The organism is Sphingomonas astragali (assembly GCF_051400615.1).
In the GTDB taxonomy this organism is placed as follows: domain Bacteria; phylum Pseudomonadota; class Alphaproteobacteria; order Sphingomonadales; family Sphingomonadaceae; genus Sphingomonas.
The window spans coordinates 723,344-749,729 of record NZ_JBLFFH010000002.1; the positions used below are offsets into that span (position 1 = coordinate 723,344).

Genomic DNA, 26,386 nt, shown 5'->3' on the forward strand with positions numbered 1-26,386 from the left:
CCCATTCGTGCCGAGCCTGTCGAAGCACCGCTCTTTCCTCTCCGAGTTGAAGAAGGACGGCCCTTCGACAAGCTCAGGGCGAACGGATTGTGGAGAGCCGACATGACCCTCCACTTCCGCCTCGCCACCGCCGCCGACCTCCCCGCCATCGTCGGCCTCCTCGCCGACGACGTGAACGGGGCGCAGCGCGAGGACGCCTCGCTCCCGCTCGACCCCGGCTACACCGCCGCCTTCGCCGCGATCGAAGCCGACCCGAACCAGGAGCTCATCGTCGCCGAGCAGGACGGCCGCATCGTCGGCACGCTCCAGCTGAGCTTCCTCCCCGGCCTCTCCTTCAAGGGCGCCTGGCGCGGCCAGATCGAGGCGGTCCGCATCGCCGGCGACCTGCGCGGCCAGGGTCTCGGCGGCGAGATGATCCGCTGGGCGGTCGAGCGCTGCCGCCAGCGCGGCTGCCGCATGGTCCAGCTCACCTCGCAGAACAACCGCCCGGAAGCGCACCGCTTCTACGAGAAACTCGGCTGGCAAAGGACCCACGCCGGCTTCAAGCTGAACCTGACGGAGGATCGCTGATGGCCGGCCGCTTCTTCGACGAATGGCAGGTGGGCGATGCCATTGCCCACGAACTCCGCCGCACGGTCACCGAGACCGACAATCTCCTGTTCTCGACGATGACCCACAACACCCAGCCGCTCCACCTCGACGCCGAGGCGGCGCGGGCGAGCGAGTTCGGCCGGATCCTCGTCAACGGCACCTTCACCTTCGCGCTGATGGTCGGCATCACCGTCGGCGACACTACCGCCGGCACGCTGGTCGCCAACCTCGGCTACGACAAGCTGGTGATGCCCAGGCCCGTGTTCATCGGCGACACGCTCCGCGCCGAGAGCGAGGTGGTCGAGACCCGCCCGTCGAAGTCACGCCGCGGTCAGGGCATCGTCACCTGGCGCCACCGGATGCTCAACCAGCGCGACGAGCTGGTGTGCGAATGTCTGCGGAGCGCGCTGCTCAAGTCGCGCGTCCAGATCGTGTGAGCGCGGTCGACATCGCCATCGTCGGCGCGGGCGCGGCCGGGATCGGCGCCGCCCGGCGCGCGGCGGCGAGCGGCCGGTCGGCGCTGCTCGTCGAGGCCGGCAGCCGCGTCGGCGGCCGCGCCTGGACCTTGCCGACGGAAGGGATGCCGCTCGATCTCGGCTGCGGCTGGCTCCATTCGGCCGACCGCAATCCCTGGGTAGCGATCGCCGAGGATGCGGGCTTCACCGTCACCCGCGGCCCCACCGCCTGGGGCAAGCAGTACCGCGACCTCGGCTTCACCCAGGCCGAACGCGACGCCGCCGGCGCGGCCTATGAGGCGTTCGCGCAGCGCCTGCGCGACGACCCGCCGGCCAGCGACCGTGCCTTCGACGCGCTGCCGCCGGACGGTGCTTGGAACGACTTCATCGAGGCGCTGTCCGGCTACATCAACGGCGCCGGGCTCCGCACGCTCTCGATCGCCGACTACCTCGCCTATGACGCCGCCGCGAGCGACCAGAACTGGCGTCTGCCCGCCGGCTACGGCACGCTGGTGGCGGCCAGCCTGCCGCGCGTGCCGCTCGCGATGGCGACGCCGGTCACCCGCATCGACCATGCGGGCAGGCTCCTCCGCCTCGAGACCCCGCGCGGCGCCATCGAGGCGCGGACCGCGATCGTCACGGTCCCCACCAACGTGATCGCCGGCGGCGCCCTCGCCTTCTCGCCCGCACTCGACGACCATGCGGAAGCCGCCACCAGGCTCCCGCTCGGCCTCGCCAATAAGGTCTTCCTCCACCTGGACGGCGCGGAGGAGATCGACCCGGACAGCCATCTCCTCGGCAATCCCCGCAATCCGGAAACCGGTAGCTACTACCTCCGCCCGTTCGGCCGCCCGCTGATCGAGTGCTTCTTCGGCGGCGAAGGCGCGCGCGAGATCGAGGCGAGCGGCCTCGACGGCGCCGCCGCCTTCGCCGCGGCCGAGCTGTCGGCGTTGTTCGGCAGCGGCTTCGCCAGGCGCCTCCGCCTGGTCGCCGGCTCGGCCTGGGGCCAGGCGGACGGGTTCGGCGGCTCCTACAGCCATGCCTGCCCCGGCCATGCCGATGCCCGTGCGGTGCTCGCCAGCCCGGTCGACGGCCGCCTCTTCTTCGCCGGCGAGGCCTGCTCGCCGACCGACTTCTCCACCGCCCACGGCGCGCTGGCGACCGGCATCGCCGCGGCGGAGGCGGCGCTGGCGGCGCTCGACCAGGCCGCGAGCTCGTGAAGCGGACAATGGTGGTCCGTTCTCCCGATCAGGTTCATTCCCGATCAATGCGTTCGATCTACGACCGAAAAAGACTTTCCTACACCACCCTTGTCTGCAATGTTCCTTATTCGTTCTTTTCGAGAAAAGCGGCCGTGGCAGCCAAGCCATCTACCCATGACTTTCGTGACCTTCGACGGATTTCCGCGGGTTTTCAGCGCAATCGGAAAGTGGAGCAAAGTGAACGAACGAAACGCGGCTCCCTTCACTTTGGGATACGTCACGCCCGCATGTTTGAGGCCTAGGGTGTGTACTCAATACCGGCAACGGTCTGGACGGAGCGGATTTTGGCGCAGGGCTAGGAGCGAGGAGGGAGCGATGCCGAAGCATCGTGACCGACGAGCGACGACGCCCTGCGCCAAAAGCCGCCCGCCGCTGCGCGGTCGCGTTCGGGAGCCCGCTGGCTACGTCGCTTGCTTGCGCGTAGCTTCAGCTACGCGTCTGCGCCGCGCTCCTTGCCAGCGGGCTCCCGAACGCGATCCAGACCATTGCCGGTATTGAGTACACACCCTAAGCGGCCTCGCGCTCGCCCTTCGGCACGGGATTGGAGAATTCCATTTGGTCGTCGACCGACCCGAACCGCAGCATCATCAGGTCGTGCGCATAGCTCTGCTTGAGCCGCCACGGCGCCTTCGACCCCTGCTTCGGAAAGCGTTCGAGCGCCCGCTGCACATAGCCCGAGGTGAAGTCGAGGAACGGCATCGCAGCCAGCTCGGGATCGCTCACCCGCGGCGTCGCCTGCCTGAGGCCCCGCGCCCGCATCGTGTTGAGCAGGCGGCAGACATAGGCGCAGGTCAGGTCCGCCTTCAGCGTCCACGACGCGTTGGTGTAGCCGAACGAGGACGCCAGATTCGGGATGTCGGAGAACATCATCCCCTTGTACTGGAACGACTTGGCCGGATCGACCGCGACCCCGTCGACGCTGAGCTGGAGCCCGCTCATCAGCTGGAGCTCCAGCCCCGTCGCGGTGACGATGATGTCCGCGGGCAGCTCCTCGCCGCTTTCGAGGCGGATGCCGCCCTTGGTGAAGCGGTCGATCCGAGCCGTCACCACCGAGGAGGTGCCGGCCTTGATCGAATCGAACAAGTCGGCGTCGGGCACCAGGCACAGCCGCTGGTCCCAGGGATTGTAGCGCGGCGTGAAGTGCTTCGCGACGATCTCATCCCCCAGATGCGCGCGCGCCCAGCCGAGGATGCGCTCCTTGGCCTTCTCGGGATATTTCCGCGCGCGCTTGTAGAAGAACTGGCCGAGCAGCACGTTCTTCCACCGCGTGAGTCCATAGGCCGTCTTGGCGGGCAGTCGCCGCCGCAGCCAGTTGGCGATCCCGTCCTCGCTCGGCCGCGACACGACATAGGTCGGCGAGCGCTGCAGCATGGTGACATGGCCGGCGGTCTTGGCCATCTCCGGCACCAGTGTCACCGCGGTCGCGCCGCTGCCGATCACGACCACGCGCTTGCCGGCATAGTCGAGATCCTCGGGCCAGAACTGCGGGTGGACGATGCGCCCCTTGAAGTCCTCCGATCCCGCGAACTCGGGTGCATGGGCGCGCTGATAATCGTAGTAGCCCGAGCACATGAAGAGGAAGTTGCAGCTGATCTCCACCCGCTCCTTCTCCGGCCCGCGCTCGATCACCACCGTCCAGGCGGCGTCGGAGGTCGACCACGCGGCGCTGACCACGCGGTGCCGATAGCGGATGTGCCGGTCGATACCATAGTCGCGCGCGGCTTCGGTCAGATAGTTGAGGATCGACGGCCCGTCGGCGATCGACTTGGACTCGGTCCAGGGGCGAAAGGAATAGCCGAGCGTGAACATGTCCGAGTCCGAGCGGATGCCCGGATAGCGGAACAGGTCCCAGGTGCCGCCCAGCCGCTCGCGCGCCTCCAGGATCACATAGCTGCGGTCCGGGCAGCGCGACTGTAGGAAGTAACCGGCGCCGATGCCGGAAATCCCCGCGCCGACGACGACCACGTCGAAATGTTCGGCCATTGCATCTCTCTCCTGCGTACCGAATATTCCAAAATCGGTTGCAAGGAAAGACGGATCATCTCTCTCCGTCCTCGAGCTCGTCGACCGCATGTTCGAGCCGGTCGAGCATCGCGTTCAGCGCGGCGATCTCCTCGGCCGAGAAATTGCCGAAGATGCGCGCCTCCATCTCCAACGCCTTGGGCGCGACTTCGGCGTAAAGCTCGCGTCCGGCGGCGGTGAGTGCGAGCAGATGGGATCGCTGGTCGTCCGGATTGGGTGTGCGCGCGACGAGGCCGCGTTCGGCGAGCGCGGCGGCGGCGCGGCTCACCGTCACCTTGTCCATCCGCGTCGCCCGGCCGAGCGTCTGCTGGGTAAGCCCCTCGCTTTCAGCGATCACCGCCACCAGCCGCCACTCCGGGATGCGCAGGCCGAACAGGGCGCGATAGGTCTCTGCGATCGCGTCCGACACGCGGTTCGACGCGATCGACAGGCGGTAGGGAAGGAACGAGTCGAGGCGAAGCTGGCGCGACATATCCGCCGACTGTGCGGAAGCGCGGCGCGGAGAGCAAGGGCGCACTCAACCCTTCATCTGCCGGGCGATCGCCTTGCGCGTGGCGGCGCCATAAGGCGGCTTGAGCCCCGCGAGTTTGGCGATGTCGAGCCTCGACTGGTGGAACACGGCGCGGGCATGGCTGAAGGTCCTGAAGCCGTCATGCCCATGATAGGCGCCTATGCCGGACGGACCGATGCCGCCGAACGGCAGCTCCTCCATCGAGACATGGAAGATCACGTCGTCGATCGTCACACCGCCCGAGATGGTGCGGTCGAGCACCCGCCGGCGCTCCGCGGCGTCCGCGCCGAAATAATAGAGGCCGAGCGGACGATCGCGGCGGTTCACCTCGGCGATGGCGTCGTCGATGCTATCATAGCGGCGGACCGGCAGGATCGGACCGAAGATCTCCTCCTGCATCACCGTCATGTCGTCGGTGGCGCCTCGGACGATGGTCAGCGGCATCTTGCGGCTGTTGCTGGCGGCGAAGTCGTCGTTCGCCGGATTGACCGTCACCAGCTCGGCGCCCTTGGCGCGGGCGTCCTCCAGCCACTCCTGGAGACGCTGGTGGTGCCGGTCATTGATGACCGAGGTATAGTCGGGATTGGCGAGCAGCGTGGGGTACATCGCCGAGGCGGAGGCCGCGAGCGCGTCGACCATCTCCCCCTCCTTCTCGCTCGGCACCAGCATATAGTCGGGAGCGAGGCAGATCTGCCCCGCATTGAGCATCTTGCCCATCGCCACCCGCTCCGCCGCCTTGCGCACGTCGGCGGAGCGGCCGAGGATCACCGGGGACTTGCCGCCGAGCTCCAGCGTCACCGGCGTCAGATTGTCGGCGGCGGCGTGGAGGATGTGGCGGCCGATGCCGGTCGCGCCGGTGAAGATGAGGTGGTCGAACGGCAGCTCGGCGAAGGCCTTGCCGACGTCGGAGCCGCCGGAGACGAATGCCAGCTCCTCGGCCGCGAAGTAGCGGGGCACGACCTCCTCGAACAACGTGGCGACGCGGGGAGTATATTCGCTGGTCTTGACCATCGCGCGGTTGCCGGCGGCCAAGATGCCGGCGAGCGGCGCCATGACCAGGTTGACCGGGAAATTCCACGGGCTGATCACGCCGACCACGCCCTTGGGCTGATACTCGACCCAGGCGCGGGCGCCGAGCAGGCCGAGCGGGAACAGCACCGGCCGCCGCTCCGGCCGCGACCAGCGCTCGACATGCTTCAGCGCATGACGGAGCGGCATCACCGAGGCGGCGATGTCGGTGATCATCGACTGCTCGCGGCTGCGGTGGCCGAAGTCCTCGCTCAGCGCATCGCAGAAGGCGTCGGCATGGTCGGCGATCATCGCAATGGCGCGCTTCAGGCGGTCGCTGCGGGTGGCGACGGCGACCGGCAGCTCGGCGGTGAAGGCGGCGCGCTGGGCCGCGAGGATCGCCTTGAGATCGGTCATCGGCCCTCTTCCGAATATTTACTGACCTCAGTGTAAATAGGCTTCGGGCATTTGGGCAAGGCCGCTCGCGAGCCACAGCCAGGCGAGGAAGGCGCCGGCTGCGAGCAGTGTCCCCAGCGGGAGGCGGTCGGTGGAGCGCATCCGGCGAACCAGCGCTACGGCAAGCCCCAGCAGGCAGGCGATCAGCAGCACCGCCGGCAGCGTCCGCCAGCCGAGCCACAGACCGATCGCGCCGAACAGCTTGGCATCGCCTCCGCCGAGCCCCTCCCGCCCGCGCCAGCGGCGATAGCCGGCGGCGACCAACCACAGCGCCGCGAATCCCGCGACGCCGCCGACCAACCGGCCGGCGAGCGGCGGCTGGCCGAGGATCGCGCCCGACAGCGCTAGGGCGGCGGTCAGCTCGTTGGGCAGCCAGAAGGCTCTGAGATCGATCACGGCGAGCGCGAGCAGCAGCCAGCCGAACAACGCCCCCGCCGCCCCTTCCCAGCCGGGCGCGGCGAAGCCGGCGGCGAGGCCGATCAGCGCACCGAGCGCCTCGATGACGGGATGGCTCGGCGCGATCGGTGCGCCGCAGGTGCGGCAGCGGCCGCGGAGCGCGAGATAACCGGCCAGCGGCACCAGCTCGATCGCGGTCAGCGTCCGCCCGCAGCCGTCGCACTCGGAGCGCCCGCACAGCGCCGACCGCCCCTTCGGCCAGCGGATCGCGACGGTTGCGATGAAGCTGCCGAACACCGAGCCCAAAAGGCCGAGCAGCAGCGGCCAGAGCGGGTCGACGGGCATCGGCTCAACGGGTCAGGAGCGTGAAGAACTCGACCGGCGACGCAGCTTCCGCGAAGGCGGGAACGCCGTCCGGGATCGTCACCCACGGCTGCCTGCGCTTCACCCAGATGTGCAGGATGGGTTCGAGCCGGTCGCTTTCGTCGAACGTGCCGGCTCGGACGATCGCCAATCCCGGCCGCGCCGTGTTTACGTTCCAGAGGCGCGTGTGGCAGGTGCCGCAGACATATTGGGTCGAGGTCGCGCCGCTTGGCGTAATGAAGCTGTAGGGGGCGATCGGTCCCTCGCCCGCCAGCTCGTTCTCCGGCACCACGCTCTGCATGGAAAAGGCGCTGCCAGACCAGGTCTGGCAGTCGCGGCAATGGCAGCAATAGACCGGCGGCAGCGCCTCGCGCGCGAGCGTGTAGCGGCTCGCGCCGCAGCGGCAGCCGCCGGTGACGGTCACGCCGCCTTCTTGAGATGCCGCCGGCCCAGCAGCTCGGCGATCTGGACGGCGTTGAGCGCGGCGCCCTTGCGCAGATTGTCGCTGACGCACCACAGCGCGAGGCCGTTCTCGACGGTCGGATCCTCGCGGACGCGGCTGACGTAGGTCGCATAGTCGCCGACGCACTCGACCGGGGTCACGTATCCGCCGTCCTCGCGCTTGTCGACGAGCATCACCCCCGGCGCCTCGCGCAGGATCGCCTGGGCCTCGGCGGCGGATATCTCGTTCTCGAACTCGATGTGGATCGCCTCCGAATGGCCGACGAACACCGGCACGCGCACGCAGGTGGCGACCACCTTGATCCTGGGATCGAGGATTTTCTTGGTCTCGACCACCATCTTCCACTCTTCCTTCGTCGAGCCGTCGTCGAGGAAGCTGTCGATGTGCGGGATCACGTTGAACGCGATCTGCTTGGTGAACTTCTTCGGCTCGGCGCTGTCGCCGACGAAGATGTTGCGGCTCTGCTCGAACAGCTCGTCCATGCCCGCCTTGCCGGCGCCCGAAACCGACTGATAGGTCGCGACCACCACGCGCCTGATCTTCGCGGCGTCGTGGAGCGGCTTCAGCGCCACCACCATCTGGGCGGTCGAGCAGTTCGGGTTGGCGATGATGTTGCGCTTCACATAGCCGTCGATCGCCTCCGGGTTCACCTCCGGCACGATCAGGGGCACGTCGGGGTCCATGCGGTAGAGCGAGGCGTTGTCGATCACCGTGCAGCCGGCGGCGGCGAAGCGCGGCGCGTGGGCCTTCGACCCTTCCGAGCCGATCGCGAAGATCGCCATGTCCCAGCCCTTGGGGTCGAAAGTCTCGATGTTCTGGACGCGCAGCTTGCGGCCGGTCTCGCCGAAGTCGATCTCGTCGCCCTGGCTGCGCGACGAGGCGAGCACGGCGATGTCGTCGATCGGGAACTCGCGCTCGGCGAGGATCGCCAGCACCTCGCGACCGACGTTGCCGGTCGCGCCGGCGACAACCATCCGATAGCCCATTGTCGTCATCCTGACTTGAATAAGGCTGCCTCTCTAGGCGCCCGTGCGGGTTTTGGAAGCGGTATTTAGGAAGCGACCGGCCAAGTTTGGCTTACCCCTCTCCCGTTGGGAGAGAGGGGCCCGCTCGCCGCCAGCCGAGTGGGAGGGTGAGGGCGCCCTCGTCGGCGGTAGGCACTCACCCTCCCGCCGCTTCGCGGCTCCTTCCCTCTTCCAATGGGAGAGGGACAGTGGGGCTATCTGGGCCCCGCCCCCACCGTCCTATCGAGGAAGTTGAGGATCGTGGTCCACACGTGAATGTCCTTCACCGCCGAGTGGGTCTTGCCCGGATAGAGCATCATCTCGAACGGCGTGTTGGTCGCCTGCATCCTCGCCGCGAAGGCGGTGGTGTGGTCGAGCACGACATTGTCGTCGGACATGCCGTGGATCAGCATCAGCGGATCGGCGATCCTGGGCGCGTTGTCGATCGCGTCGGCGGTCGCATAGGCCTTGGGGTCCTTGCGCGGGTCGCCCATGTAGCGTTCGGTATAGTGGGTATCGTAGAGCTCCCACTTGGTTACCGGCGCGCCGGCGATGCCCGCCGCGTAGACGCCGGGGTTCGCCTCCAGCATCTTGAGAGTCAGGTAGCCGCCATAGGACCAGCCGTAGATCGCGATTCGCTTCGGATCGACGAAATCGAGCGTCTTCAAATAGTTGGCCCCAGCAAGCTGATCCTGGACCTCGACCGAGCCCATTGCGTGCCAGATAGCGTCCTCGAACGCCTTGCCGCGGTTCGCCGAGCCGCGGTTGTCGATCTGGAAGACGATATAGCCCTTGTCGACGAGCAGCTGGTGGAGCGCCCCGCCCCAGCTGCGGCTGACGGTCTGGCTGTGCGGGCCGCCGTAGTGCTCGAAGAACACCGGGTATTTCTTGCCGGGCTCGAGCGGCGGGGTGATCATCTGCCAGCGCAGCATCGCGCCGTCGGCGGTCTTCAGATCGCCGAAACGGGTCTGCTGATGGCTGGCGACATAGGGGAAATAGGGATGCCCCGCGGCCAGCGCGTTCTCGCTGATCCAGGCGGTGCGCTGGCCGGTCGCGTCGGCGAGATAGACCTCGGTCGGCTGATCGGGATTGGAGCGGGTGACGATGAAACGGGTCGCGCTGCCGTCCGCAACCGCGCTGTTCCACCAGCCGACGCCGGTCAGGCGTGTGATCGTGCCCGCCTTGCCGAGATCGAGGCTGTAGAGGTGGCGCTCCAGCACGTCGTCCTTGTTGCCGAGGAAGTAGAGCTTGTTGTTCACCTCGTCGACCGCGACGATCGTGGCGACCTCCCAGTCGCCCCTGGTGAGCTGCTTCCAGCGCCGCTTGACGTCGAGGCGGTAGAGATGGCCGTGGCCATCGCGTTCCGACCACCAGATGAAGCTGCCGTCCTTCATCGGGGTAAGGATCGAGCTGCCGTCCTTCGCGGGACTGTCGGGAAGATTGACCCAGCTCCTGGGCTTGGCCTTCTCGCTGAACAGCAAGGTGGAGGTGCCGGTCGCGGGATCGACCTTGAGCACATCGAGCTGGGTCTGGGCGCGGTTGAGGCGCTGGACCAGCAGCGCCGATCCGTCGGGCATCCACTGCACGCGGGCGAGATAGATGTCCCTGTCCTTGCCGAGGTCGACGCGGACCTTGCCCGATCCGTCCGGACGCATGACGTAGAGTTCGACCAACACGTTGGGCGTGCCGGCGGCGGGATAGCGCTGCTCGAATACCTTGGCGCCGTCCGCGCCGATCGCGGTGCGGGTGACGATGCCGACCGGCGCCTCGTCGAAGCGCTCGACGGCGATGTATTGCTCGTCGGGCGACCACCAATAGCCGGTCGAGCGGTCCATCTCCTCCTGCGCGACGAACTCGGCCTCGCCCCAATGGACGGTGCCGGCGCCGTCGGGGGTGATCTTCGCATCCTTGCCGGTGGCGAAGTCGAGGACGTGGAGGTTCTGGTCGCGCACGAAGCTGACGAACTTGCCGCCAGGGCTGACCGCCGGGTTGAGCTCGCCGTCGGGGGTGTTGGTCAGGCGATGGACGTTGCCATCGAGCGTTGCGAGGTAGAGGTCGCCGTCGAGCGGGACCAGGATCGAGCGGCCGTCGGCCGACCATTGATAGGCGACGATGCCACGCTGGTTGCCGATGCGCTCGCGCTCGCGCTGCATCTTCTCGGCCTCGCTGAGCTCGGCGCCGGTCCCGACCTTCTTGCTGTCGACCAGCATCCGCCATTCGCCGGTAGCGGTGTCCATCGCCCAGAGGTCATAGCGGTCCTTCTCGTCGGCGCGGGGACGCAGCGACGTCACCAGCTTGCCGTCCGGCGACATGCGCAGCGCCCGCGGCTGCTCGCCGGCGAGGTCGGGACTGGCGAAGACGCGCTGGAGGGTAAGGTCTTCGGCCTGGGCGGGAAGGGTCATGACGGCGACGGTGGCGGCGGCAGCCGCGGCGAGGAGGCGATGCATGAGCGGGTGTGTAACGACCCGCCCGCTCCTCGCCAACCCGGCTCAGGCCGGTTGCGCGGCCGGGGTCCGCGGAGTTTTCCGGATCGGCAGCGACCGCCCGGCGACAATCGAGCGCCATGCCCATTCGATCGGCGCGATCCTGTAGTGTCGGAGATAGACGTTCGCCGCCCACAGCAGCAGCGCGTTCACCGCCACCGCGGTCGACATCCAGACCGCCCAGCTGTGCCTGCCGTAGAGGCCGAGGGCGAAGGGCGGATAGAGTATCCACAGGCAGAGGATCGTCTGCGCGATGTAGAGCGTGAGCGCGGTGCGGCCAGCGGCCTCGAACGGCCTCAGCAGGCCGGCGCCGGTGGCCGTGCGCAGCAGCAGGTGGACGAGGCCGACATGGCCGAGCGTGGTCGCGAGCCGCGCCAGCTCCTGCGTCGCCCAGGTGACCGAGGGGCCGTCATAGTCGGCAAGGTCGTCGAGCGCGCCGATCGCGCGGGTGGTGAGGCCAAAGGCGTAGCAGGCGAGCGTCAGGAGCAGGTAGAAGCGCGTCGAGCGGCTTCCCTGGATCACGCCCCATTTGAACAGCGCCGCCCCGATCAGCATCGTCGCCGCGGCCTCCCAGATCCAGAGCGGCTCGAGGACCATGCCCTCCAGGTAGAGGAACATGTCCCATTGCGCCCTGGCCCAGCTCATGAAGGTGCCGGTATCGGCGGCGCGGGCCTTGTCCTCCGCGGCCATGCGGGCGTCCATTTCCCGGTGCCGCTTGTCTCGCTCGGCCTTGCTCTTGTTCGCGTCCGCGAGGACCTTCGCATCCTCTTTGCTCGTCGGCTGGCCGGCCTTCTGCCTGGCCTCGATCGCGGCGACGCGCTGATCCTGGATGCGCGTCATCACATAGCCGGTGCCGCCGCCGCCGAGCTGCAGCAGCGCGAAGACCAGGCCGACGCCGAGCAGCCATCTGGCGCTCAGGCGCCGGAACAGGACGGCGATCAGCGCGGCGATGCCGTAGGTGTGGAGAATGTCCCCCGGCCACAGCAGGATGAAGACATGGACCAGGCCGAACAGGAACAGCACGATGTTGCGCCAGTAATAGCCGCGCAGCACCGCCCACCGGCTCTCCGCCGCCTTTTCCGCCCGTTCGGTGAGGATCACCATGCCGGCGCCGAACAGCATCTCCAGGAGGCAGCGCGCTGTACCGTCGGCGAGGGTGTTGCGCAGGAAGAAGGCGATCCGGTCGGCGTCGCTCATGCCGTAGCGGCCGATGTCCACCCACCCCGCGAACAGCGCGCCGCCCATGTCGTTGATGTTCATGAACAATATGCCGAGGATCGCGACACCGCGCAGGATGTCGAGGCTGGCGAGACGCGGCGCGCCGTCCGGCTCCGCGGCGGTGGTCATCGGACCAGCGACGATCGTCTCGCTCATTCCCTAGCCCCTGTGTATTACCAAGCTATAACACGTCAGGAGCGTTTCGCAATGCCGTGAAAAAATAAGGTCATCCGCCCCGCCGCCGGCGGCGGAATTCGGCGATCTTTGCCTTGTTGCCGCACGCGCGCATCGAGCACCAGCGCCGGTCGCCCTTGCGCGACTGATCGAGGAACAGGATCGCGCAACCCTGCGCCTCGCAACCCTTGATCCGATCGCGTTGCGGGCCGCCGAACAGCAGCACCGTCTCGCGCGCCAGCATCGCGAGCATCATCTCGGTCGTTCCCTCCAGCCGATAGCCGCCCGCCTCATCCAGCAGCAGCGGCACCGCCGCCGGCCCCGCGGCGAGTCGGTTGACCGTTTCGCGCGCCGTGGGCGTGGATGCGGTTGCGAGCCGATGGATCGCCTCGCGCAGCTCCCGCGCGGTGTCGAGATCGTCCGGCCCGGCGGCACCGTCGCCGCCGAAACCGGCCGCGGCGAGCCAGCGATCGAGATCGGCGGGCGTCGCCAGCAGCTCGCGTGGCTCGCTCTTCAGGCGGCCGGCGAGCGTCGCAACGAGGTCGAGCACTGGATGCCCTCCGCGGAAGCGGAAACCGTCGCGTTCCTCCGAAACGTCGGCCTGGGCCATAAACCCTATTGACAGGTTACTCGACACGATGCAATCCGCCTCGTAACCTGTCTATAAGGTTACATGAGGAGTCGAACCATGCCGATGTCTCTCGCCATCCTTGCCGCCGCGGCGATCTCCGGCACCGACCAGCCGCTCCAGCTCGCCGGCACCTGGGAGATGGTTTCGGCCTATGAGATCCTCGCCGACGGGCGCCGCATCACCACCTATGGTGAACATCCCAACGGGCTGCTCATGATCGATCGCGCGGGACGCTATTCGCTGCAGATCTTCCGCCCCACCCGCGCGCGCTTCGCGACCGGCGACAAGACCCGCGGCAGCGCCGATGAATATCGCGAGGCGGTGCTGGGATCGAGCACGCACTTCGGACGCGTCGCGGTCGACGTCGCGCATCACCAGCTCGTCTTCGATGTCGAGGCCGCCTCGTTCCCCAATTGGGAGGAGCGGCGCCAGGTGCGCGACTACAGCTATCGCGACGGGCTGCTGCGCTATGCGGTGCCGGCGAGCGCGTCGGGCAACGGCACGATCGCCTGGTCGATCTGGCGCAAGGTCAAGTGACGTGAAAAGGGGCACGACAGCCGAAGCCCTCGTGCCCCCTTCGATCTGCCGGCGAGGAGCCGCTTATTCGGCCGCCACCGCCTCCTCGGCCTGGCGGTTGTCGCGGCGCTCGGCGATGCGGGCCGATTTGCCGGTGCGGCCGCGCAGATAATAGAGCTTGGCGCGGCGGACGGCGCCCTTGCGCACCACCTCGATCGAATCGACGTTGGGCGAATAGAGCGGGAAGACGCGCTCGACACCCTCGCCGAAGCTGATCTTGCGCACGGTGAACGAGCTGCCCATGCCCTTGTTGGCGCGGGCGATGCACACGCCTTCGAAGTTCTGGACGCGGGTGCGCTCACCCTCGACCACCTTCACGCCGACCTTGAGCGTGTCGCCCGGGCGGAATTCCGGAATCTTCTTCGCCTCGTTGAACTTGGCGATCTGCTCGGCTTCGAGCGTCTGGATCAGGTTCATGACTTGTCCGTCCTGGTTCTCTGCCGCGCGCCAGAGGGAGAACCGACCCGAGCGCCCTCGTGGCGCTCCCAAAGGTCCGGCCTCCTTAGCCGTGTATCGGTCTCGGCCATCTGCTTGCGCCAGGCCGCGATCCTCGCATGATCCCCCGATCGCAGCACTTCGGGGATCGTGCGCCCTTCCCATTCGACAGGTCGGGTATAATGCGGATATTCGAGGAGGCCGCTTTCGAAGCTTTCCTCGTCCCCGCTGGAAGGCGCGCCCATTACGCCGGGAATGAGCCGAATGCAAGCGTCGAGCACCACCAGCGCCGCCATCTCGCCGCCGGAGAGGATATAGTCGCCGATCGAGACCGGTTCGATCGCGCGCGCCTCGAACAGGCGCTCGTCGATCCCCTCGAAGCGGCCGCAGAGGAGGACGACGCCGGGACCGGCGGCGAGCGCGCGGACGCGGGCCTGGGTGAGCGGATGGCCGCGCGGGGTCATCGCCAGGATCGGCCGCCCCTCCCCCGCGCTGTCAACCGCCGCGGCCAGCACGTCGGCGCGCATCACCATGCCGGCGCCGCCGCCCGCCGGCGTGTCGTCGACCGAGCGGTGCCTGTCGGTGGCGAAGTCGCGGATCTGGACGGTGTCCAGGCTCCAGCGCCCCTCACGCAGCGCCCGACCGGCAAGCGACGTACCGAGCGGGCCAGGAAACATTTCCGGATAGAGCGTTAGGACAGTTGCGGCAAACGGCATCATGCGGCTCTCGCGCGACGGACCGCGCTTGGCAAGGGATGACAGATGAACGACGAACCCGACGACTGCATCATCATCGGCGCGGGGCCGGCGGGGCTGACGGCGGCCATCTATCTCGCCCGCTTCCGTCTTTCGATCCGGCTGTTCGACAACGGGTCGAGTCGCGCCGCGCTGATCCCGCGGACGATGAACCACGCCGGCTTTCCGGACGGTATCGCGGGCGCCGACCTGCTGACGCTGATGCTGCGTCAGGCGGAGAATTTCGGGGCGGTGCGCGAGACGGTGGAGGCGACGGCGGTGGTGCCGGAGGATCACGGCTTTCGCATCAAGGCCGGCAGCCGCGATTATCGTGCGCGCACCGTGCTGCTGGCGACCGGCGTGGTCAACAACCGGCCCGAGATGGATGCGGAGGAGCATGACCGCGCGCTGGCGCGGGGCCTCATCCGCTACTGCCCGATCTGCGACGGCTATGAAGTGACGGACAGGCGGGTCGGCGTGATCGGCACCGGCGAACACGGAATGCGCGAGGCGCTGTTCCTGCGCGGCTACACCCGTGAGGTGACGCTGATCGCGCATCAGGGACCGCACGAGCTGGACAAGGCGTGCCGGCTCGCTCTCGACGAAGCGGGAGTGGAGCGGATCGACGGCCCCTGCTCCCCGATCCGTATCGACGGGGAACGGATCGCCGTCGGCACCGCGGTCGGCGATCGGCGGCTCGACAGCATCTATCCGGCGCTGGGATCGGTGATCCGCTCGGAGCTGGCGATCGGCGCAGGCGCACGGGCGAGCGCCGACGGATGCCTGGAGGTCGACGATCACCAACGCACCTCGGTGCCTGGACTGTTCGCGGCGGGCGACGTGGTAAAGGGGCTCGATCAGATCAGCCATGCGATGGGTGAGGCCGGCGTCGCCGCGACGACGATTCGCAATGCGCTGAACGAGACGCGGCCGATCCGGCGCTAGCGCCCCGCTCGTACTCGACCGCTGCGCAGCGCCACTGCCCAGTCGGAGCGCCCCTCTCGCTCCGCCTTCGCCGCCGCGGCGATGCGGTCATAGGCGACGGCACGCAGATCGATGTCGCCGCCGGGATCAAGGATCGCATAGCGCGCCGCGGGGTCGCCGTTCTCGACGCGATAAGGAAAGGGCCGGTCGTCGACGAATGCCTGTAGGCCGACGCTGCCCGGATTGGCGGCCATACGCCCGTCGGGCAGCGCAACGATCGCCGGCAGGTGGGTGTGACCGCACAGGATCAGCCGCTCGGACACGCCGTCGAGGCGGGCGGCGATCTCCCCGGACGCGGCCCGGCGAATGCCCGCGGGCTCGATCGTCTCGATCAGCGGCCAGACGTCGCTCGACGGGGTGCCGTGGCAGAGGAGGATGCCGTCGATCGTCAGCGTTGCCGGCAGGGCCGCAAGCCAGGCGAGGTGGGTGTCGGTCAGCACCGCGCGCGCATGGCCGTCGCTCGCGTTCATCCGGTCGGGCGGCACCGTCAGCAGCTGGCGTTCGTGGTTGCCGGCGATCGTCGGCCAGTCGAGCGACATCAGCAGGTCGGCGGTCTCGGCCGGCCAGAGCGGGCCCGACAGCAGGTCACCGAGGTTGAGCCAGCGCGTACAGCCCTGGGCCTCGGCATCCGCGATCACGGCTTCGAGCGCCGGCAGGTTGCCGTGGATGTCGGAGAGGATCGCCGTCCGTGTCATTCGGCGAAGGCGGCGGTCACCACCAGCCGCTCGCCGTCCCATTCGGGCACCGCGGCAGGAGTCATCGGGACCATGAAGCGCCTGCCGTCGGGCCGCTCGATCTCGACAACGTCGCCGGCGCCGTAATTGTCGACCGCGACGACCGTGCCGAGCGGCGCGCCGTCGGTCGAGACCGCGGGGAGGCCGATCAGGTCGACGTGGTAATACTCACCCTCCCCCAGCGGCGGCAGCGCCGAGCGAGGGACGGTGAGCTCGGCGCCGCGCAGCTTCTCCGCAGCGGTGCGGTCGGGCACTTCGGCGAAGCGGGCGATCGCACCGTTCGGGCCGTCACGCAGCGACTTGAGCGTCAGCGTGCCGGCATTGAAGCTGCGGTGCGCCGACAGATCATCGGCGAATACCTTGAGCCGGACCTCGCCCGCCACGCCGTGCGCGCCGATAACGACGGCGAGCGTGACGGGCGTGTCCTTTGCCATCGCGGATCAGGCCTTGGCCTCTTCCTCGGCGGCGGGCGCTTCGTCGACAGCCGCAGCTTCCTCAGCGGGGGCCTCCTCGGCGGCGGGCGCCTCTTCGACGGCAACTTCCTCGGCCGCCGCCTCGACCGGCGGGGTCTCCTCGGCCACCGCCTCGGCGACGGCCTCTGCCGCCGGCGTCGGCTCCTCGGTCGCGACCTCGACCTCGGCGGCGATCACCGCCTCGGCTTCCTCGTTCGAGCCCTCCGCCGGAGCCGCGGACGCGGCGGCAGCGACCTCGGCCGCCTCTGCGGCCTTGGCGGCACGCTCCTCGGCGCGCTCCTTGGCCTTCTCGCCCGGCTCGGCCTTCTTGGGGTTGCTGCGCGCTGCGCGCTCGCGGACGCCGGCGGCGTCGAGGAAGCGGGCGACGCGGTCGGTCGGCTGCGCGCCGACGCCGAGCCAATGCTTGGCGCGGTCGGCGTCGAGCTGGACGCGGCCCGCGTCGTCCTTGGCGAGCAGAGGGTTGTAGTTGCCGATCTTCTCGATGAAGCGGCCGTCGCGGGGCGCGCGCGCGTCGGCGACGACGATGCGGTAATAGGGCCGCTTCTTCGAGCCGCCGCGCGACAGGCGAATGCTGAGTGCCATTTAAGTTCCTTCTCTCTTCAATTCGTCGCCCCGGCGGAGGCCGGGGCCGGTCAGTTGGTGACGGTCCGCCTTGCCAGTTGGCGGCCCCGGCCTCCGCCGGGGCGACGGCTATTTCTTCTTCAAAAAATTCTCGAAGCCGGGCGGCAGGTTGGGCATCCCCGCTCCGCCGAGGCCGGGAAGACCGCCGGCCGGGCCGTCCATCTTCCCCATCATGTCGCCAAGCGGCTGGCCGCCGAGCGCCTTGCCGACGCCGCCCATGCCGCCGCGCCCGAGCAGCGCCGCCATGCCCTTGATCCCGCCCATCTTGCGGATCTTCTTCATCGCGGTCGACATTTCCTGGTGCATCTTCAGGAGCTTGTTGACGTCCTGCACGGTGGTGCCCGAGCCCTTGGCGACGCGGATCTTGCGCTTGGCGTTGATCAGCTCGGGCTTGGCGCGCTCCCTGGGCGTCATCGAGGTGATGATCGCGTCCATGCGCAGCAGCACCTTGTCGCCGCCGGCCTGGTCGACCGCGGCCTGCGCCTTCTTCATCCCCGGCATCATGCCGGCGAGCGCGCCGATGCCGCCCATCCGGCGCATCTGCGAGAGCTGGGCGCGCAGATCGTTCAGGTCGAACTGGCCCTTGGCGAGCTTGGCCGCCATGCGCTCGGCGTCTTCCTGCTCGATCGTCGCCGCGGCCTTCTCGACCAGCGACACCACGTCGCCCATGCCGAGGATGCGGCCGGCGACGCGGCTCGGGTGGAACGGCTCGAGCGCGTCGAGCTTCTCGCCCATGCCGGCGAACTTGATCGGCTTGCCGGTGACCGCGCGCATCGACAGCGCCGCGCCGCCGCGGGCGTCGCCGTCCATGCGGGTCAGGATCACGCCGGTGAGCGGCACCTGCTCCGAGAAGGCCTTGGCGACGTTGACCGCGTCCTGGCCGGTCAGGCTGTCGACGACGAGCAGGATCTCGTTGGGGGTCGCGATGTCGGCGACCGCCTTCATCTCGTCCATCAGCGCCTGGTCGACGTGCAAGCGTCCGGCGGTGTCGAGCATCAGGACGTCATGGCCCTGGAGCTTGGCCGCCTGCAGCGCGCGGCGGGCGATGTCGACCGGCTGCTGGCCGGCGACGATCGGCAGCGTCGCCACCTCGGCCTGGGTGCCGAGCACCGCCAGCTGCTCCTGCGCGGCCGGGCGGTTGACGTCGAGCGACGCCATGATGAGCTTCTTGCCCTGCTTCTTGAGCAGCTTGGCGAGCTTGGCGGTGGTGGTGGTCTTGCCCGAGCCCTGGAGGCCGACCAGCATCACGACCGCAGGCGGCGTCACGTCGATGTCGAGCCCGGTGTTCTCCGAGCCCAGCATCTCGACCAGCGCGTCGTTGACGACCTTGACGACCTGCTGGCCCGGCGTGACCGAGCGCAGCACCTGCTGGCCGACCGCCTGCTCGGTCACCTTGTCGACGAACTCGCGGGCGACCGGCAGCGCGACGTCGGCCTCGAGCAGCGCGACGCGCACCTCGCGCATCGCGGCGCGGACATCGGCCTCGGTCAGCGCGCCACGGCCGCGCAGGCGGTCGAACACCCCTCCCAGCCGGTCGCTCAAGCTCTCGAACATCTGCGTCTCCAAATACCTCCAGCCATGTAACGCGAAAAACGCCGGCGGACGAAACCTCGTCGGCCGGCGTCGCCCGTAGGCGGCGAATGCGTCACGTGCCCGAAGGAACGATCGGACGGGCACTTAGGCGAAGGCGGCGGAATTCGCAAGCCTCTCCCAGGCCTATCGTCCTCCCGGCGAAAGCCGGGATCTCCGGCGGCAAGCGCGCGGCTTGTGGCACGAGATCCCGGCTTTCGCCGGGATGACGGGAGCTTAACCCGATCTACACCTTCGACATGCCAAGCCCCGCCGTTGATCGGGACAGGGGCGGTTCGGGGGCATGGCACTGGATTTCGACGAGGATCGTCGCACGGCCCGCATCCCGCGCGACGTAGTCACCGGTGCGATCAGCATCGCCGCGATCCTGATGTTCGTCGGCATCGGCAGCCAGGTGCTCGCCGCCACGGTTCGCCATTATTTCATGGGCGGCACGCCGGTCGACCAGCCGCTCGTGGTGGCGTTGCTGCTCAACATCGCGCTGATCCTGCTCGGCTGGCGGCGCAACCAGGCGCTCGCCCGCGAGGTCGCCGAGCGCTCCGCCGCGGAGGAACGCGCGCGGATGCTCGCTGCGCGCGATCCGCTGACCGGCTTCCTCAACCGCCGCAGCCTGGTCCAGGATGGCGCGGCGCTGTTCGCCCGCACCGGGAAGCGCCGCAAGGCGATGGCGCTGCTGATCCTCGACCTCGACCATTTCAAGACGGTCAACGACATGCACGGCCACCCCGTCGGCGATTCGCTGCTGCGTGCCGTGGCGGCGGAGATCGAGCGGGTGCTGCCGTCTAGCGCATTGATGGCCCGGCTCGGCGGCGACGAGTTCGCCTGTGCCTTCCTGTTCGATGCGGCCAATCCCGACGTGGTCGAGCGCATCGCCGAGCGGCTGGTGAGCCGGATGGCGCAGCCCTTCGACGCGGAGGGCCTGCGCTGCCACATCTCGGCATCGATCGGGATGGCTCGTTCCGACTTCGACTGCCCGAGCATCGATGCGCTGATGCGGGCGGCCGACATCGCCATGTATGCCGCCAAGAAATCGGGCCGCAACCGCTTCGCCTGGTTCGACATGTCGATGGAGCGCGAGCTCCAGGCGCGCAACGAGCTCGAGAGCGGCCTGCGCCTCGCCATCCCGCGGCAGGAGATCGTCCCCTATTTCGAGCAGCAGATCGATCTCGCCACCGGCGAGCTCAACGGCTTCGAGGTGCTGGCGCGCTGGGAGCATCCGAGCCGCGGGCTGATCAGCCCTGACCAGTTCATCCCGATCGCCGAGGAGACCGGCACGATCGCCGAGCTGTCGCTGTCGATCATGCGCCAGGCGTTCGCCGCGGCGCGCGACTGGGACCCGTCGCTGACCGTCGCGATCAACATCTCGCCCTGGCAGCTGCGCGATCCGTGGCTCGCGCAGAAGATCATCAAAGTGCTGACCGAGACCGGCTTCCCCGCCAGCCGCTGCGAGATCGAGATCACCGAGAGCGCGCTGTTCGACAACCTGTCACTCGCCCAGTCGATCGCCGGCTCCCTCAAGAACCAGGGGATGCGGCTAGCGCTCGACGATTTCGGCACCGGCTATTCGTCGCTGGCGCATTTGAGGATGCTGCCGTTCGACCGGATCAAGATCGACAAGAGCTTCGTCATCTCGATGACGGAAAGCCCGGATTCCGCCGCGATCGTCCACGCGATCGCACGGCTCGGCGAGAGCCTCAACCTGCCGGTCACCGCCGAGGGGATCGAGGACGGCGAGATCGCGCGGCGGCTGATCGCGACCGGCGTCGCGCGCGGCCAGGGGTGGCATTACGGCAAGCCGCTGTCGACCGCGGGCGTGCGGCGGATGCTCGCCGAGCGGCGAATGCTGCACGTCGCGCAGGCGGAACCGCTTCGTAAGGCTACCAGCCGGCGCCGGGCTGGCTGAGGTATTCGAGCTCCTCGGGCGTGGAGTTGCGGCCGAGCGCGGCGTTGCGGGAGGGAAAACGGCCGAAACGTTCGATCACCGCGGCGTGGTCGCGGGCATAGGCGAGCGCCTCTTCCTCTCCCAGCGCCTCGAACTGGGCGAGGCTGAGCCGCTGCGTGTCGATATTCTCGGCGTGCTCGAGCGGCAGCAGCAGGAACTGCGCGTGTTTCTTCGGGAAGAGGCGGACCCAGTCGCGTGCGATCGCCTCGCGCGTGAGGCTCTCGGCGAGCGGATCGGCCTCATAGGCGCGCGGTGAGCCGCGGTGGATGTTGCGGCTGATCTGGTCGAGCAGGATGACCGCGGCGAGCAGCGTCTCGGGCTCGTCCCGCCAGCCACCGGCGCCGCTGGCGAGCACCGCGTCGCGCATGGGGCCGAAGCGCGCGCAGGCATGATCGACCGCTGCGTCCTTGGCGAACCATTGCTCTGGTCCGAGCTCGCCGAACCAGAAGTCGAGGACCTGCCTCGCCGCGTCGTGGACTTCGCCCGATCCGGGGCCTAGATGCGTTTCCATGTTCGCTCCCTCCGCCGGCCCCGAGGTGATCACTCTCGGCTGCCGCCTCAACATCGCCGAAAGCGAAAGCATACGCGCCATGCTCGGTTCCCGCGACGTCGTCGTGGTGAACAGCTGCGCGGTGACCAATGAGGCGGTCAAGGCAACGCGAGCGGCGATCCGGCGCGCACGGCGGGTGCGGCCTCATGCCGAGCTGGTGGTGACCGGCTGCGCGGCGACGATCGATCCTGACGGCTTCGCGACGATGGCGGAGGTCGACCGGGTGGTCGGGAACATGACCAAGCTCGATCCGGCAAGCTGGGGCGGGCTGGAGATGGCACCGACGCGCTTCACCGGCCACGCTCGCGCATTCGTCGAGGTGCAGAACGGGTGCGACCATCGCTGCACCTTCTGCGCGATCCCCTATGGCCGGGGACCGAGCCGGTCGGTGCCGGCGGGCGCGGTGGTGGAGCGGATAGCGACGCTGGTCTCGGTCGGACATCGCGAGGTGGTGCTGACGGGGGTCGACATCACCAGCTACGGCGCCGATCTGCCGGGGATGCCCTCGTTCGGGTCACTGGTCGAGCGTATCCTTCGCCACACGTCGGTCGAGCGGTTGCGGCTGTCCTCGCTCGATTCGATCGAGATCGACGACCGGCTGTTCGAGCTGCTGACCGGCGAGGCGCGGGTGATGCCGCATGTCCATCTCTCGCTCCAGGCGGGGGACGACATGATCCTCAAGCGGATGAAGCGGCGGCATTCGCGGGCCGAGGCGGTGGCGACCGTCGAGCGGCTCAAGGCCAGGCGGCGGGAGATCGCGGTCGGCGCGGACCTGATCGCCGGCTTCCCGACAGAGGAGGAGGGGATGTTCGCCAACACGCTGGCGATCCTCGACGATTGCGATGTGGTGCATCCGCACATCTTCCCCTTCTCCCCGCGCGAGGGCACGCCGGCGGCACGGATGCCGCAGGTGGCGCGCGAAGTGGTGAAGGAACGCGCCGGGCGGCTGCGCGAAGCCGGCGAAGCTAGGCGGCGGCAGTGGCTGGCGACGCTGGTCGGCACCGAGCAGCGCGTGCTGGTCGAACGGCCGGGCGATCGCGGACATGCGGAGAATTTCGCGGAGGTGAGGCTGGATCGGCGATGCGAGCCAGGGACGGTGGTGCGTGTCGCGATTCATGGTTCGGACGACACGGCCCTGCTCTCCTCCGTCATCCCGGCGAAGGCCGGGATCCACGCATCCACCAGTGCTGCGGGCACGGTGGACCCCGGCCTTCGCCGGGGTGACGAACAGATTTTAGCAAGAGCATGAGCACCAACCTCTCCTGGCACCAGCGCCTGCTCGGCGGGTTCAAGCGGACCTCCGACCGGCTGGTCGGCAACCTCGCCGGGCTCGGCACCGCGCGGCTCGACGACGCGGTGCTCGACGAGATCGAGGAGGCGCTGATCGCCTCCGACCTCGGCCCCCAGACCGCGGCACGGGTGCGAGCGCGGCTGGCCGAGGGGCAGTATGAGCGCAACATGGAGGAGCTCGGCATCCGCCTGGTCGTCGCCGAGGAGGTGGCGAAGGCGCTCGCGCCGGTCGCGCAGCCGCTCGACGTCGACGCCTTCCCACGTCCGCAGGTGATCCTCGTCATCGGCGTCAACGGATCGGGCAAGACCACCACCATCGCCAAGCTCGCCAACCTGCTCCTCGAGCAGGACTATTCGGTGATGCTGGCGGCCGGCGACACCTTCCGCGCCGCCGCGATCGGGCAGCTGCGCACCTGGGCCGAGCGGATCGGCGTGCCGATCGTCTCCGGCGCCGAGGGCGGCGACGCGGCGGGGATCGTCTACGAGGCGGTCAAGCAGGCGACCGCCGACGGCACCGACGTGCTGATCGTCGACACCGCCGGCCGCCTCCAGAACAAGCGCGAGCTGATGGACGAGCTCGCCAAGATCCGCCGCGTGTTAGGCCGCCTCAATCCCGAGGCGCCGCACGACGTGGTGCTGGTGCTCGACGCCACCACCGGCCAGAACGCCCTCAGCCAGATCGAGGTGTTCAAGGAGGTCGCCGGCGTCACCGGCTTGGTCATGACCAAGCTCGACGGCACCGCGCGCGGCGGCGTGCTGGTGGCGGCGGCGGAGAAATACGGCCTGCCCATCCACGCGATCGGGGTCGGCGAGAAGGTCGACGACCTGCGCCCGTTCGACGCGAACGAGGTCGCGCGGATCATCGCCGGCGTCGAGGAGTTGCTGTGATCATGACCGAAGCCCGCCCCGCCACCTCCCCCGGCTTCCGCCTCGCGCTCGACTATGGGCCGCTGATCGCCTTCTTCGGGGTCAATTTTCTGGCCCCCGGCCCGGCGCTGGCGCGGATCATGGCGGCGACGATCGCCTTCATGATCGCGATGATGATCGCGGTAGGTCTGTCGTGGATCAAAACCCGCCAAGTCTCGCCGATGCTGTGGGTGTCGGCGGTGCTGGTGCTCGTGTTCGGCGGGCTTACCCTCTATTTCCACGACGAGCGCTTCATCAAGATGAAGCCGACCTTCGTCTACGCGACCTTCGCTGCGGTGCTGGGCTTCGGGCTCGCGACCGGACGCCCGCTGCTGCAGGGGCTGCTCGGCAGCGCCTACCCGGGCCTCACCGAACGCGGGTGGCGCAAGCTGACGGTCAACTGGACGCTGTTCTTCATCGGCATGGCGGTGCTGAACGAGGCCGTGTGGCGCTCGACCAGCACCGATTTCTGGGTGAGCTTCAAGATTTGGGGAGCGATCCCCCTCACCTTCCTGTTCGCGATCGCGAACATCCCGATGCTGCTGCGCAACGGGCTCAGCACCGGCGAGGCGAAGGACGTACCGGTGCCGCCGGAGGGATAAAGCCCTCTCCCCTTTGGGGAGAGGGTTGGGGAGAGGGGCAGTGCCGCGGGCGACAGTCTCGGTGAGACCCTGCCCCCTCTCCCCGGCCCTCTCCCCACGGGGAAAGGGAGCTTCGCTTATTTCTTCGCCGCTTCGAACCGCTCGGCGACGACGTCCCAGTTCACCACGTTCCACCACGCCTTGAGATAGGCGGCGCGATCGTTGCGGTAGGTGATGTAATAGGCGTGCTCCCACACGTCGTTGCCCAGGATCGGCGTGCCCTTGACCGCCGCGACGTCCATCAGCGGATTGTCCTGGTTCGGCGTCGAGGTGATGGCGAGATTGCCGTCCTCGCCGACGATCAGCCACGCCCAGCCCGAGCCGAACTGGCCGACGCCGGCGGCGTTGAACTTCTCCTTGAACTGGTCGAACGAGCCGAAGGTCTCGTCGATCGCGGCCGCAAGCTCGCCGGTCGGCGCGCCGCCCGCGTTCGGGGCCATCGTCTTCCAGAAGAAGTCATGGTTCCAATAGCCGCCGCCGTTGTTGCGCAGGATCGGCGGCTTGCCCTGCATGTTCGCGAGCAACTCCTCGATCGTCTTGCCCTCGAGGCTGGAATCGGCGGCGACCGCCTCGTTGAGCTTGTCGGTATAGGCCTTGTGATGCTTGTCGTGGTGGAGCGTCATCGTCTCCTTGTCGATCGTCGGCTCGAGCGCATCATAGGCGTAGGGCAGCGGCGGCAGTTCGAAAGCCATGGGATTTCCTCCTTGTTCGGGCTCGTGCGACGAACGCGGACGGCGCCGGATGGCTCCGCCCTCGTTGCGCGGCCGATATGGGATTCACCCGGCGTTGAGCAAGCCGTGCCGGCGCAGCGCGTGACGAAGCTGATCGTAGGTGAGACCGAGCGCCTCGGCGGTGGTGCGCTGATTGAAGCGGTGCTCGGCAAGCGCGCGGCTCAGCAGCTCGCGCTCGAAGCGGGCGACGCGGTCCTTGAAGCTGGCCGACCCGCTCTCGTCGCGCGACGTTGCCATGAGCGGCGCGTCCGACGGGACGGGAGACGGCGAGGAAAGAGAAACGGCCGCCGCACCGCGGGGGCGGTGCGGCGAGGAAAAGGGGTCGATCTCGATCGCGTCGACCGGCCCTTCCCGCTCCCAGCGATAAACCGCGCGCTCGACCACGTTCCTGAGCTCGCGGACGTTGCCGGGCCAGCTATGGTCGCTGAGCGCATCGACCGCATTGGGCCCGAAGCCGGGCCATTCGCTCCACCCGATCTCCGATGCCATGCGCCGGCCGAAGAAATCGGCGAGCACCATGATGTCGCCCGGCCGCGCCCTGAGCGGCGGCAGCGTCACCACCTCGAAGCTCAACCGGTCGAGCAGGTCGGCGCGGAAGCCGCCGGCGGCGACGCGGTCGGGAAGATGCTCGTTTGTGGCCGCGACGATGCGCACGTCGACCTCGATCGGACGCGAGGCGCCGATCCGCGTCACCTCGCCATATTCGACCGCGCGCAGCAGCCGCTCCTGCGCCGCCATCGACAACGTACCCAGTTCGTCGAGGAACAGCGTGCCGCCGTCGGCCTCCTCGAACCGGCCGGCGCGGGCGCGCGTGGCGCCGGTGAAGGCGCCCGCCTCATGCCCGAACAGCTCGGCCTCGATCAGCGTCTCGGGCAACGCGGCGCAGTTCATCACCACCAGGGGCTGGTCCCAGCGCGGACTCAGGCGATGGAGGCGCTCGGCGACCAGCTCCTTGCCGGTACCGCGCTCGCCGATCACCAGCACCGGCCGGTCGAGCGCCGCCGCGCGGCTGGCGCGCTCCAGGGCATCGAGGAACGCGCCCGATTGCCCGATGACCTGTGTCGTCCGCTCGATCATTGGCGGACCATTGGCGTAAATTCCCAACATTTGGCAAGATAAAATCCGGCCACCTGCCTGCCCGG

Annotated in this window: 27 protein-coding genes; 9 read left to right on the forward strand and 18 right to left on the reverse strand. The window is 68.6% G+C overall.

Features of this window, described 5'->3' with window-relative positions; all coding sequences use genetic code 11:
* Positions 1-102 precede the first annotated feature (102 nt).
* Genes ACMGER_RS11760 through ACMGER_RS11770 form a run of 3 tightly spaced genes read left to right on the forward strand, consistent with a single transcriptional unit; the run spans position 103 to position 2,266 of the window.
* A complete protein-coding gene (locus ACMGER_RS11760; RefSeq protein ID WP_436812325.1) occupies positions 103-570 on the forward strand; it encodes a GNAT family N-acetyltransferase in 468 nt (155 codons plus the stop codon).
* Positions 570-1,028: a MaoC family dehydratase gene (locus ACMGER_RS11765; RefSeq protein WP_436812326.1), complete on the forward strand. Its 459-nt coding sequence runs from the start codon at positions 570-572 to the stop codon at positions 1,026-1,028. The genes ACMGER_RS11760 and ACMGER_RS11765 overlap by 1 nt, the downstream gene beginning before the upstream one ends.
* Positions 1,025-2,266 carry a flavin monoamine oxidase family protein gene (locus ACMGER_RS11770; RefSeq protein WP_436812327.1) on the forward strand — a complete coding sequence of 414 codons (1,242 nt, stop codon included), beginning with the start codon at positions 1,025-1,027 and terminating at the stop codon, positions 2,264-2,266. The genes ACMGER_RS11765 and ACMGER_RS11770 overlap by 4 nt, the downstream gene beginning before the upstream one ends.
* A gap of 549 nt (positions 2,267-2,815) precedes the next feature.
* On the opposite strand, the gene ACMGER_RS11775 is transcribed toward ACMGER_RS11770, so the two are convergent.
* The 9 genes from ACMGER_RS11775 to ACMGER_RS11815 form a co-directional block, all read right to left on the reverse strand.
* Positions 2,816-4,291, reverse strand: coding sequence for a flavin-containing monooxygenase (locus ACMGER_RS11775; protein WP_436812328.1), 1,476 nt, complete (start codon positions 4,289-4,291; stop codon positions 2,816-2,818).
* Positions 4,292-4,346: 55 nt separating this feature from the next.
* The gene (locus ACMGER_RS11780; protein ID WP_436812329.1) at positions 4,347-4,802 is read right to left on the reverse strand and encodes a MarR family winged helix-turn-helix transcriptional regulator; all 456 of its coding nucleotides are present in this window, start codon (positions 4,800-4,802) and stop codon (positions 4,347-4,349) included.
* A 45-nt stretch (positions 4,803-4,847) separates the two neighbouring features.
* On the reverse strand, positions 4,848-6,266 hold the full coding sequence (locus ACMGER_RS11785; RefSeq protein ID WP_436812330.1) for a coniferyl aldehyde dehydrogenase: 1,419 nt from the start codon (positions 6,264-6,266) through the stop codon (positions 4,848-4,850).
* A 27-nt stretch (positions 6,267-6,293) separates the two neighbouring features.
* Positions 6,294-7,046 (reverse strand): prepilin peptidase, encoded by a 753-nt coding sequence (locus tag ACMGER_RS11790; protein ID WP_436812331.1) that lies wholly within the window; start codon positions 7,044-7,046, stop codon positions 6,294-6,296.
* 4 nt (positions 7,047-7,050) lie between these two features.
* Positions 7,051-7,488 (reverse strand): GFA family protein, encoded by a 438-nt coding sequence (locus ACMGER_RS11795; RefSeq protein WP_436812332.1) that lies wholly within the window; start codon positions 7,486-7,488, stop codon positions 7,051-7,053.
* Positions 7,485-8,513: an aspartate-semialdehyde dehydrogenase gene (locus ACMGER_RS11800; protein ID WP_436812333.1), complete on the reverse strand. Its 1,029-nt coding sequence runs from the start codon at positions 8,511-8,513 to the stop codon at positions 7,485-7,487. Before ACMGER_RS11800 ends, ACMGER_RS11795 begins: the two co-directional genes overlap by 4 nt.
* 233 nt (positions 8,514-8,746) lie before the next feature.
* Entirely contained in the window at positions 8,747-10,978 is a 2,232-nt protein-coding gene (locus tag ACMGER_RS11805) for a S9 family peptidase (protein WP_436812334.1), read from the reverse strand.
* 42 nt (positions 10,979-11,020) lie between these two features.
* Positions 11,021-12,388, reverse strand: coding sequence for a DUF418 domain-containing protein (locus tag ACMGER_RS11810; protein ID WP_436812335.1), 1,368 nt, complete (start codon positions 12,386-12,388; stop codon positions 11,021-11,023).
* Positions 12,389-12,458: 70 nt separating this feature from the next.
* Positions 12,459-12,956: a CGNR zinc finger domain-containing protein gene (locus tag ACMGER_RS11815; RefSeq protein WP_436812336.1), complete on the reverse strand. Its 498-nt coding sequence runs from the start codon at positions 12,954-12,956 to the stop codon at positions 12,459-12,461.
* A 138-nt stretch (positions 12,957-13,094) separates the two neighbouring features.
* Here ACMGER_RS11815 and ACMGER_RS11820 point away from each other — a divergent pair, with 138 nt between their 5' ends.
* Positions 13,095-13,574 carry a lipocalin-like domain-containing protein gene (locus ACMGER_RS11820; protein ID WP_436812337.1) on the forward strand — a complete coding sequence of 160 codons (480 nt, stop codon included), beginning with the start codon at positions 13,095-13,097 and terminating at the stop codon, positions 13,572-13,574.
* Between the two features lie 63 nt (positions 13,575-13,637).
* Here the strand turns inward: ACMGER_RS11820 and rplS are convergent, their stop codons facing one another.
* Positions 13,638-14,030, reverse strand: coding sequence for a 50S ribosomal protein L19 (rplS, locus tag ACMGER_RS11825; RefSeq protein WP_233782924.1), 393 nt, complete (start codon positions 14,028-14,030; stop codon positions 13,638-13,640).
* The gene (gene trmD / locus ACMGER_RS11830) at positions 14,027-14,764 is read right to left on the reverse strand and encodes a tRNA (guanosine(37)-N1)-methyltransferase TrmD (RefSeq protein ID WP_436812338.1); all 738 of its coding nucleotides are present in this window, start codon (positions 14,762-14,764) and stop codon (positions 14,027-14,029) included. The genes rplS and trmD overlap by 4 nt, the downstream gene beginning before the upstream one ends.
* A 45-nt stretch (positions 14,765-14,809) precedes the next feature.
* Between trmD and ACMGER_RS11835 the strand changes: the two genes are divergently transcribed.
* The gene (locus ACMGER_RS11835) at positions 14,810-15,727 is read left to right on the forward strand and encodes an NAD(P)/FAD-dependent oxidoreductase (protein ID WP_436812339.1); all 918 of its coding nucleotides are present in this window, start codon (positions 14,810-14,812) and stop codon (positions 15,725-15,727) included.
* Here the strand turns inward: ACMGER_RS11835 and ACMGER_RS11840 are convergent.
* From ACMGER_RS11840 to ffh, 4 genes are all read right to left on the reverse strand, one after another.
* Entirely contained in the window at positions 15,724-16,461 is a 738-nt protein-coding gene (locus ACMGER_RS11840; RefSeq protein ID WP_436812340.1) for a metallophosphoesterase family protein, read from the reverse strand. The two genes, ACMGER_RS11835 and ACMGER_RS11840, sit on opposite strands and share 4 nt — an antisense overlap.
* Complete coding sequence (gene rimM / locus ACMGER_RS11845; protein WP_436812341.1) at positions 16,458-16,934, reverse strand: ribosome maturation factor RimM; 477 nt, start codon at positions 16,932-16,934, stop codon at positions 16,458-16,460. Before rimM ends, ACMGER_RS11840 begins: the two co-directional genes overlap by 4 nt.
* Positions 16,935-16,940: 6 nt before the next feature.
* Entirely contained in the window at positions 16,941-17,555 is a 615-nt protein-coding gene (rpsP, locus tag ACMGER_RS11850) for a 30S ribosomal protein S16 (RefSeq protein ID WP_436812342.1), read from the reverse strand.
* A gap of 108 nt (positions 17,556-17,663) precedes the next feature.
* On the reverse strand, positions 17,664-19,148 hold the full coding sequence (gene ffh, locus ACMGER_RS11855) for a signal recognition particle protein (RefSeq protein ID WP_436812343.1): 1,485 nt from the start codon (positions 19,146-19,148) through the stop codon (positions 17,664-17,666).
* Positions 19,149-19,467: 319 nt separating this feature from the next.
* Between ffh and ACMGER_RS11860 the strand changes: the two genes are divergently transcribed.
* Positions 19,468-21,087 carry a putative bifunctional diguanylate cyclase/phosphodiesterase gene (locus ACMGER_RS11860; protein ID WP_436812344.1) on the forward strand — a complete coding sequence of 540 codons (1,620 nt, stop codon included), beginning with the start codon at positions 19,468-19,470 and terminating at the stop codon, positions 21,085-21,087.
* Here the strand turns inward: ACMGER_RS11860 and ACMGER_RS11865 are convergent.
* Positions 21,062-21,637: a DUF924 family protein gene (locus tag ACMGER_RS11865; protein WP_436812345.1), complete on the reverse strand. Its 576-nt coding sequence runs from the start codon at positions 21,635-21,637 to the stop codon at positions 21,062-21,064. The genes ACMGER_RS11860 and ACMGER_RS11865 overlap by 26 nt on opposite strands.
* Between ACMGER_RS11865 and ACMGER_RS11870 the strand changes: the two genes are divergently transcribed.
* From ACMGER_RS11870 to ACMGER_RS11880, 3 genes are read left to right on the forward strand one after another with little or no spacing between them, the layout of a single operon-like run.
* Positions 21,636-22,925, forward strand: coding sequence for a MiaB/RimO family radical SAM methylthiotransferase (locus ACMGER_RS11870; RefSeq protein ID WP_436812346.1), 1,290 nt, complete (start codon positions 21,636-21,638; stop codon positions 22,923-22,925). The genes ACMGER_RS11865 and ACMGER_RS11870 overlap by 2 nt on opposite strands.
* A complete protein-coding gene (ftsY, locus tag ACMGER_RS11875; RefSeq protein ID WP_436812347.1) occupies positions 22,922-23,854 on the forward strand; it encodes a signal recognition particle-docking protein FtsY in 933 nt (310 codons plus the stop codon). Before ACMGER_RS11870 ends, ftsY begins: the two co-directional genes overlap by 4 nt.
* A gap of 2 nt (positions 23,855-23,856) precedes the next feature.
* Complete coding sequence (locus tag ACMGER_RS11880) at positions 23,857-24,474, forward strand: septation protein A (protein WP_436812348.1); 618 nt, start codon at positions 23,857-23,859, stop codon at positions 24,472-24,474.
* Positions 24,475-24,590: 116 nt separating this feature from the next.
* On the opposite strand, the gene ACMGER_RS11885 is transcribed toward ACMGER_RS11880, so the two are convergent.
* On the reverse strand, positions 24,591-25,205 hold the full coding sequence (locus ACMGER_RS11885) for a superoxide dismutase (protein WP_436812349.1): 615 nt from the start codon (positions 25,203-25,205) through the stop codon (positions 24,591-24,593).
* A gap of 84 nt (positions 25,206-25,289) precedes the next feature.
* Positions 25,290-26,318 (reverse strand): phage shock protein operon transcriptional activator, encoded by a 1,029-nt coding sequence (gene pspF / locus ACMGER_RS11890; protein WP_436812870.1) that lies wholly within the window; start codon positions 26,316-26,318, stop codon positions 25,290-25,292.
* Positions 26,319-26,386: the final 68 nt, after the last annotated feature.

Excerpts from the sequence above, each read along its gene's own strand:
- ACMGER_RS11790 (WP_436812331.1), bottom strand. The coding sequence starts at position 7,046 with ATGCCCGTCGACCCGCTCTGGCCGCTGCTGCTCGGCCTTTTGGGCTCG.
- ACMGER_RS11885 (WP_436812349.1), bottom strand. The coding sequence starts at position 25,205 with ATGGCTTTCGAACTGCCGCCGCTGCCCTACGCCTATGATGCGCTCGAG.
- ACMGER_RS11840 (WP_436812340.1), bottom strand. The coding sequence starts at position 16,461 with ATGACACGGACGGCGATCCTCTCCGACATCCACGGCAACCTGCCGGCG.
- ACMGER_RS11785 (WP_436812330.1), bottom strand. The coding sequence starts at position 6,266 with ATGACCGATCTCAAGGCGATCCTCGCGGCCCAGCGCGCCGCCTTCACC.
- ftsY (WP_436812347.1), top strand. The coding sequence starts at position 22,922 with ATGAGCACCAACCTCTCCTGGCACCAGCGCCTGCTCGGCGGGTTCAAG.
- ACMGER_RS11860 (WP_436812344.1), top strand. The coding sequence starts at position 19,468 with ATGGCACTGGATTTCGACGAGGATCGTCGCACGGCCCGCATCCCGCGC.
- ACMGER_RS11760 (WP_436812325.1), top strand. The coding sequence starts at position 103 with ATGACCCTCCACTTCCGCCTCGCCACCGCCGCCGACCTCCCCGCCATC.
- ACMGER_RS11865 (WP_436812345.1), bottom strand. The coding sequence starts at position 21,637 with ATGGAAACGCATCTAGGCCCCGGATCGGGCGAAGTCCACGACGCGGCG.
- ffh (WP_436812343.1), bottom strand. The coding sequence starts at position 19,148 with ATGTTCGAGAGCTTGAGCGACCGGCTGGGAGGGGTGTTCGACCGCCTG.
- ACMGER_RS11880 (WP_436812348.1), top strand. The coding sequence starts at position 23,857 with ATGACCGAAGCCCGCCCCGCCACCTCCCCCGGCTTCCGCCTCGCGCTC.
- ACMGER_RS11800 (WP_436812333.1), bottom strand. The coding sequence starts at position 8,513 with ATGGGCTATCGGATGGTTGTCGCCGGCGCGACCGGCAACGTCGGTCGC.
- rpsP (WP_436812342.1), bottom strand. The coding sequence starts at position 17,555 with ATGGCACTCAGCATTCGCCTGTCGCGCGGCGGCTCGAAGAAGCGGCCC.
- trmD (WP_436812338.1), bottom strand. The coding sequence starts at position 14,764 with ATGCCGTTTGCCGCAACTGTCCTAACGCTCTATCCGGAAATGTTTCCT.
- ACMGER_RS11820 (WP_436812337.1), top strand. The coding sequence starts at position 13,095 with ATGCCGATGTCTCTCGCCATCCTTGCCGCCGCGGCGATCTCCGGCACC.
- ACMGER_RS11805 (WP_436812334.1), bottom strand. The coding sequence starts at position 10,978 with ATGCATCGCCTCCTCGCCGCGGCTGCCGCCGCCACCGTCGCCGTCATG.
- rimM (WP_436812341.1), bottom strand. The coding sequence starts at position 16,934 with ATGGCAAAGGACACGCCCGTCACGCTCGCCGTCGTTATCGGCGCGCAC.
- ACMGER_RS11780 (WP_436812329.1), bottom strand. The coding sequence starts at position 4,802 with ATGTCGCGCCAGCTTCGCCTCGACTCGTTCCTTCCCTACCGCCTGTCG.
- rplS (WP_233782924.1), bottom strand. The coding sequence starts at position 14,030 with ATGAACCTGATCCAGACGCTCGAAGCCGAGCAGATCGCCAAGTTCAAC.
- ACMGER_RS11810 (WP_436812335.1), bottom strand. The coding sequence starts at position 12,388 with ATGAGCGAGACGATCGTCGCTGGTCCGATGACCACCGCCGCGGAGCCG.
- ACMGER_RS11765 (WP_436812326.1), top strand. The coding sequence starts at position 570 with ATGGCCGGCCGCTTCTTCGACGAATGGCAGGTGGGCGATGCCATTGCC.
- ACMGER_RS11775 (WP_436812328.1), bottom strand. The coding sequence starts at position 4,291 with ATGGCCGAACATTTCGACGTGGTCGTCGTCGGCGCGGGGATTTCCGGC.
- ACMGER_RS11870 (WP_436812346.1), top strand. The coding sequence starts at position 21,636 with ATGTTCGCTCCCTCCGCCGGCCCCGAGGTGATCACTCTCGGCTGCCGC.
- ACMGER_RS11835 (WP_436812339.1), top strand. The coding sequence starts at position 14,810 with ATGAACGACGAACCCGACGACTGCATCATCATCGGCGCGGGGCCGGCG.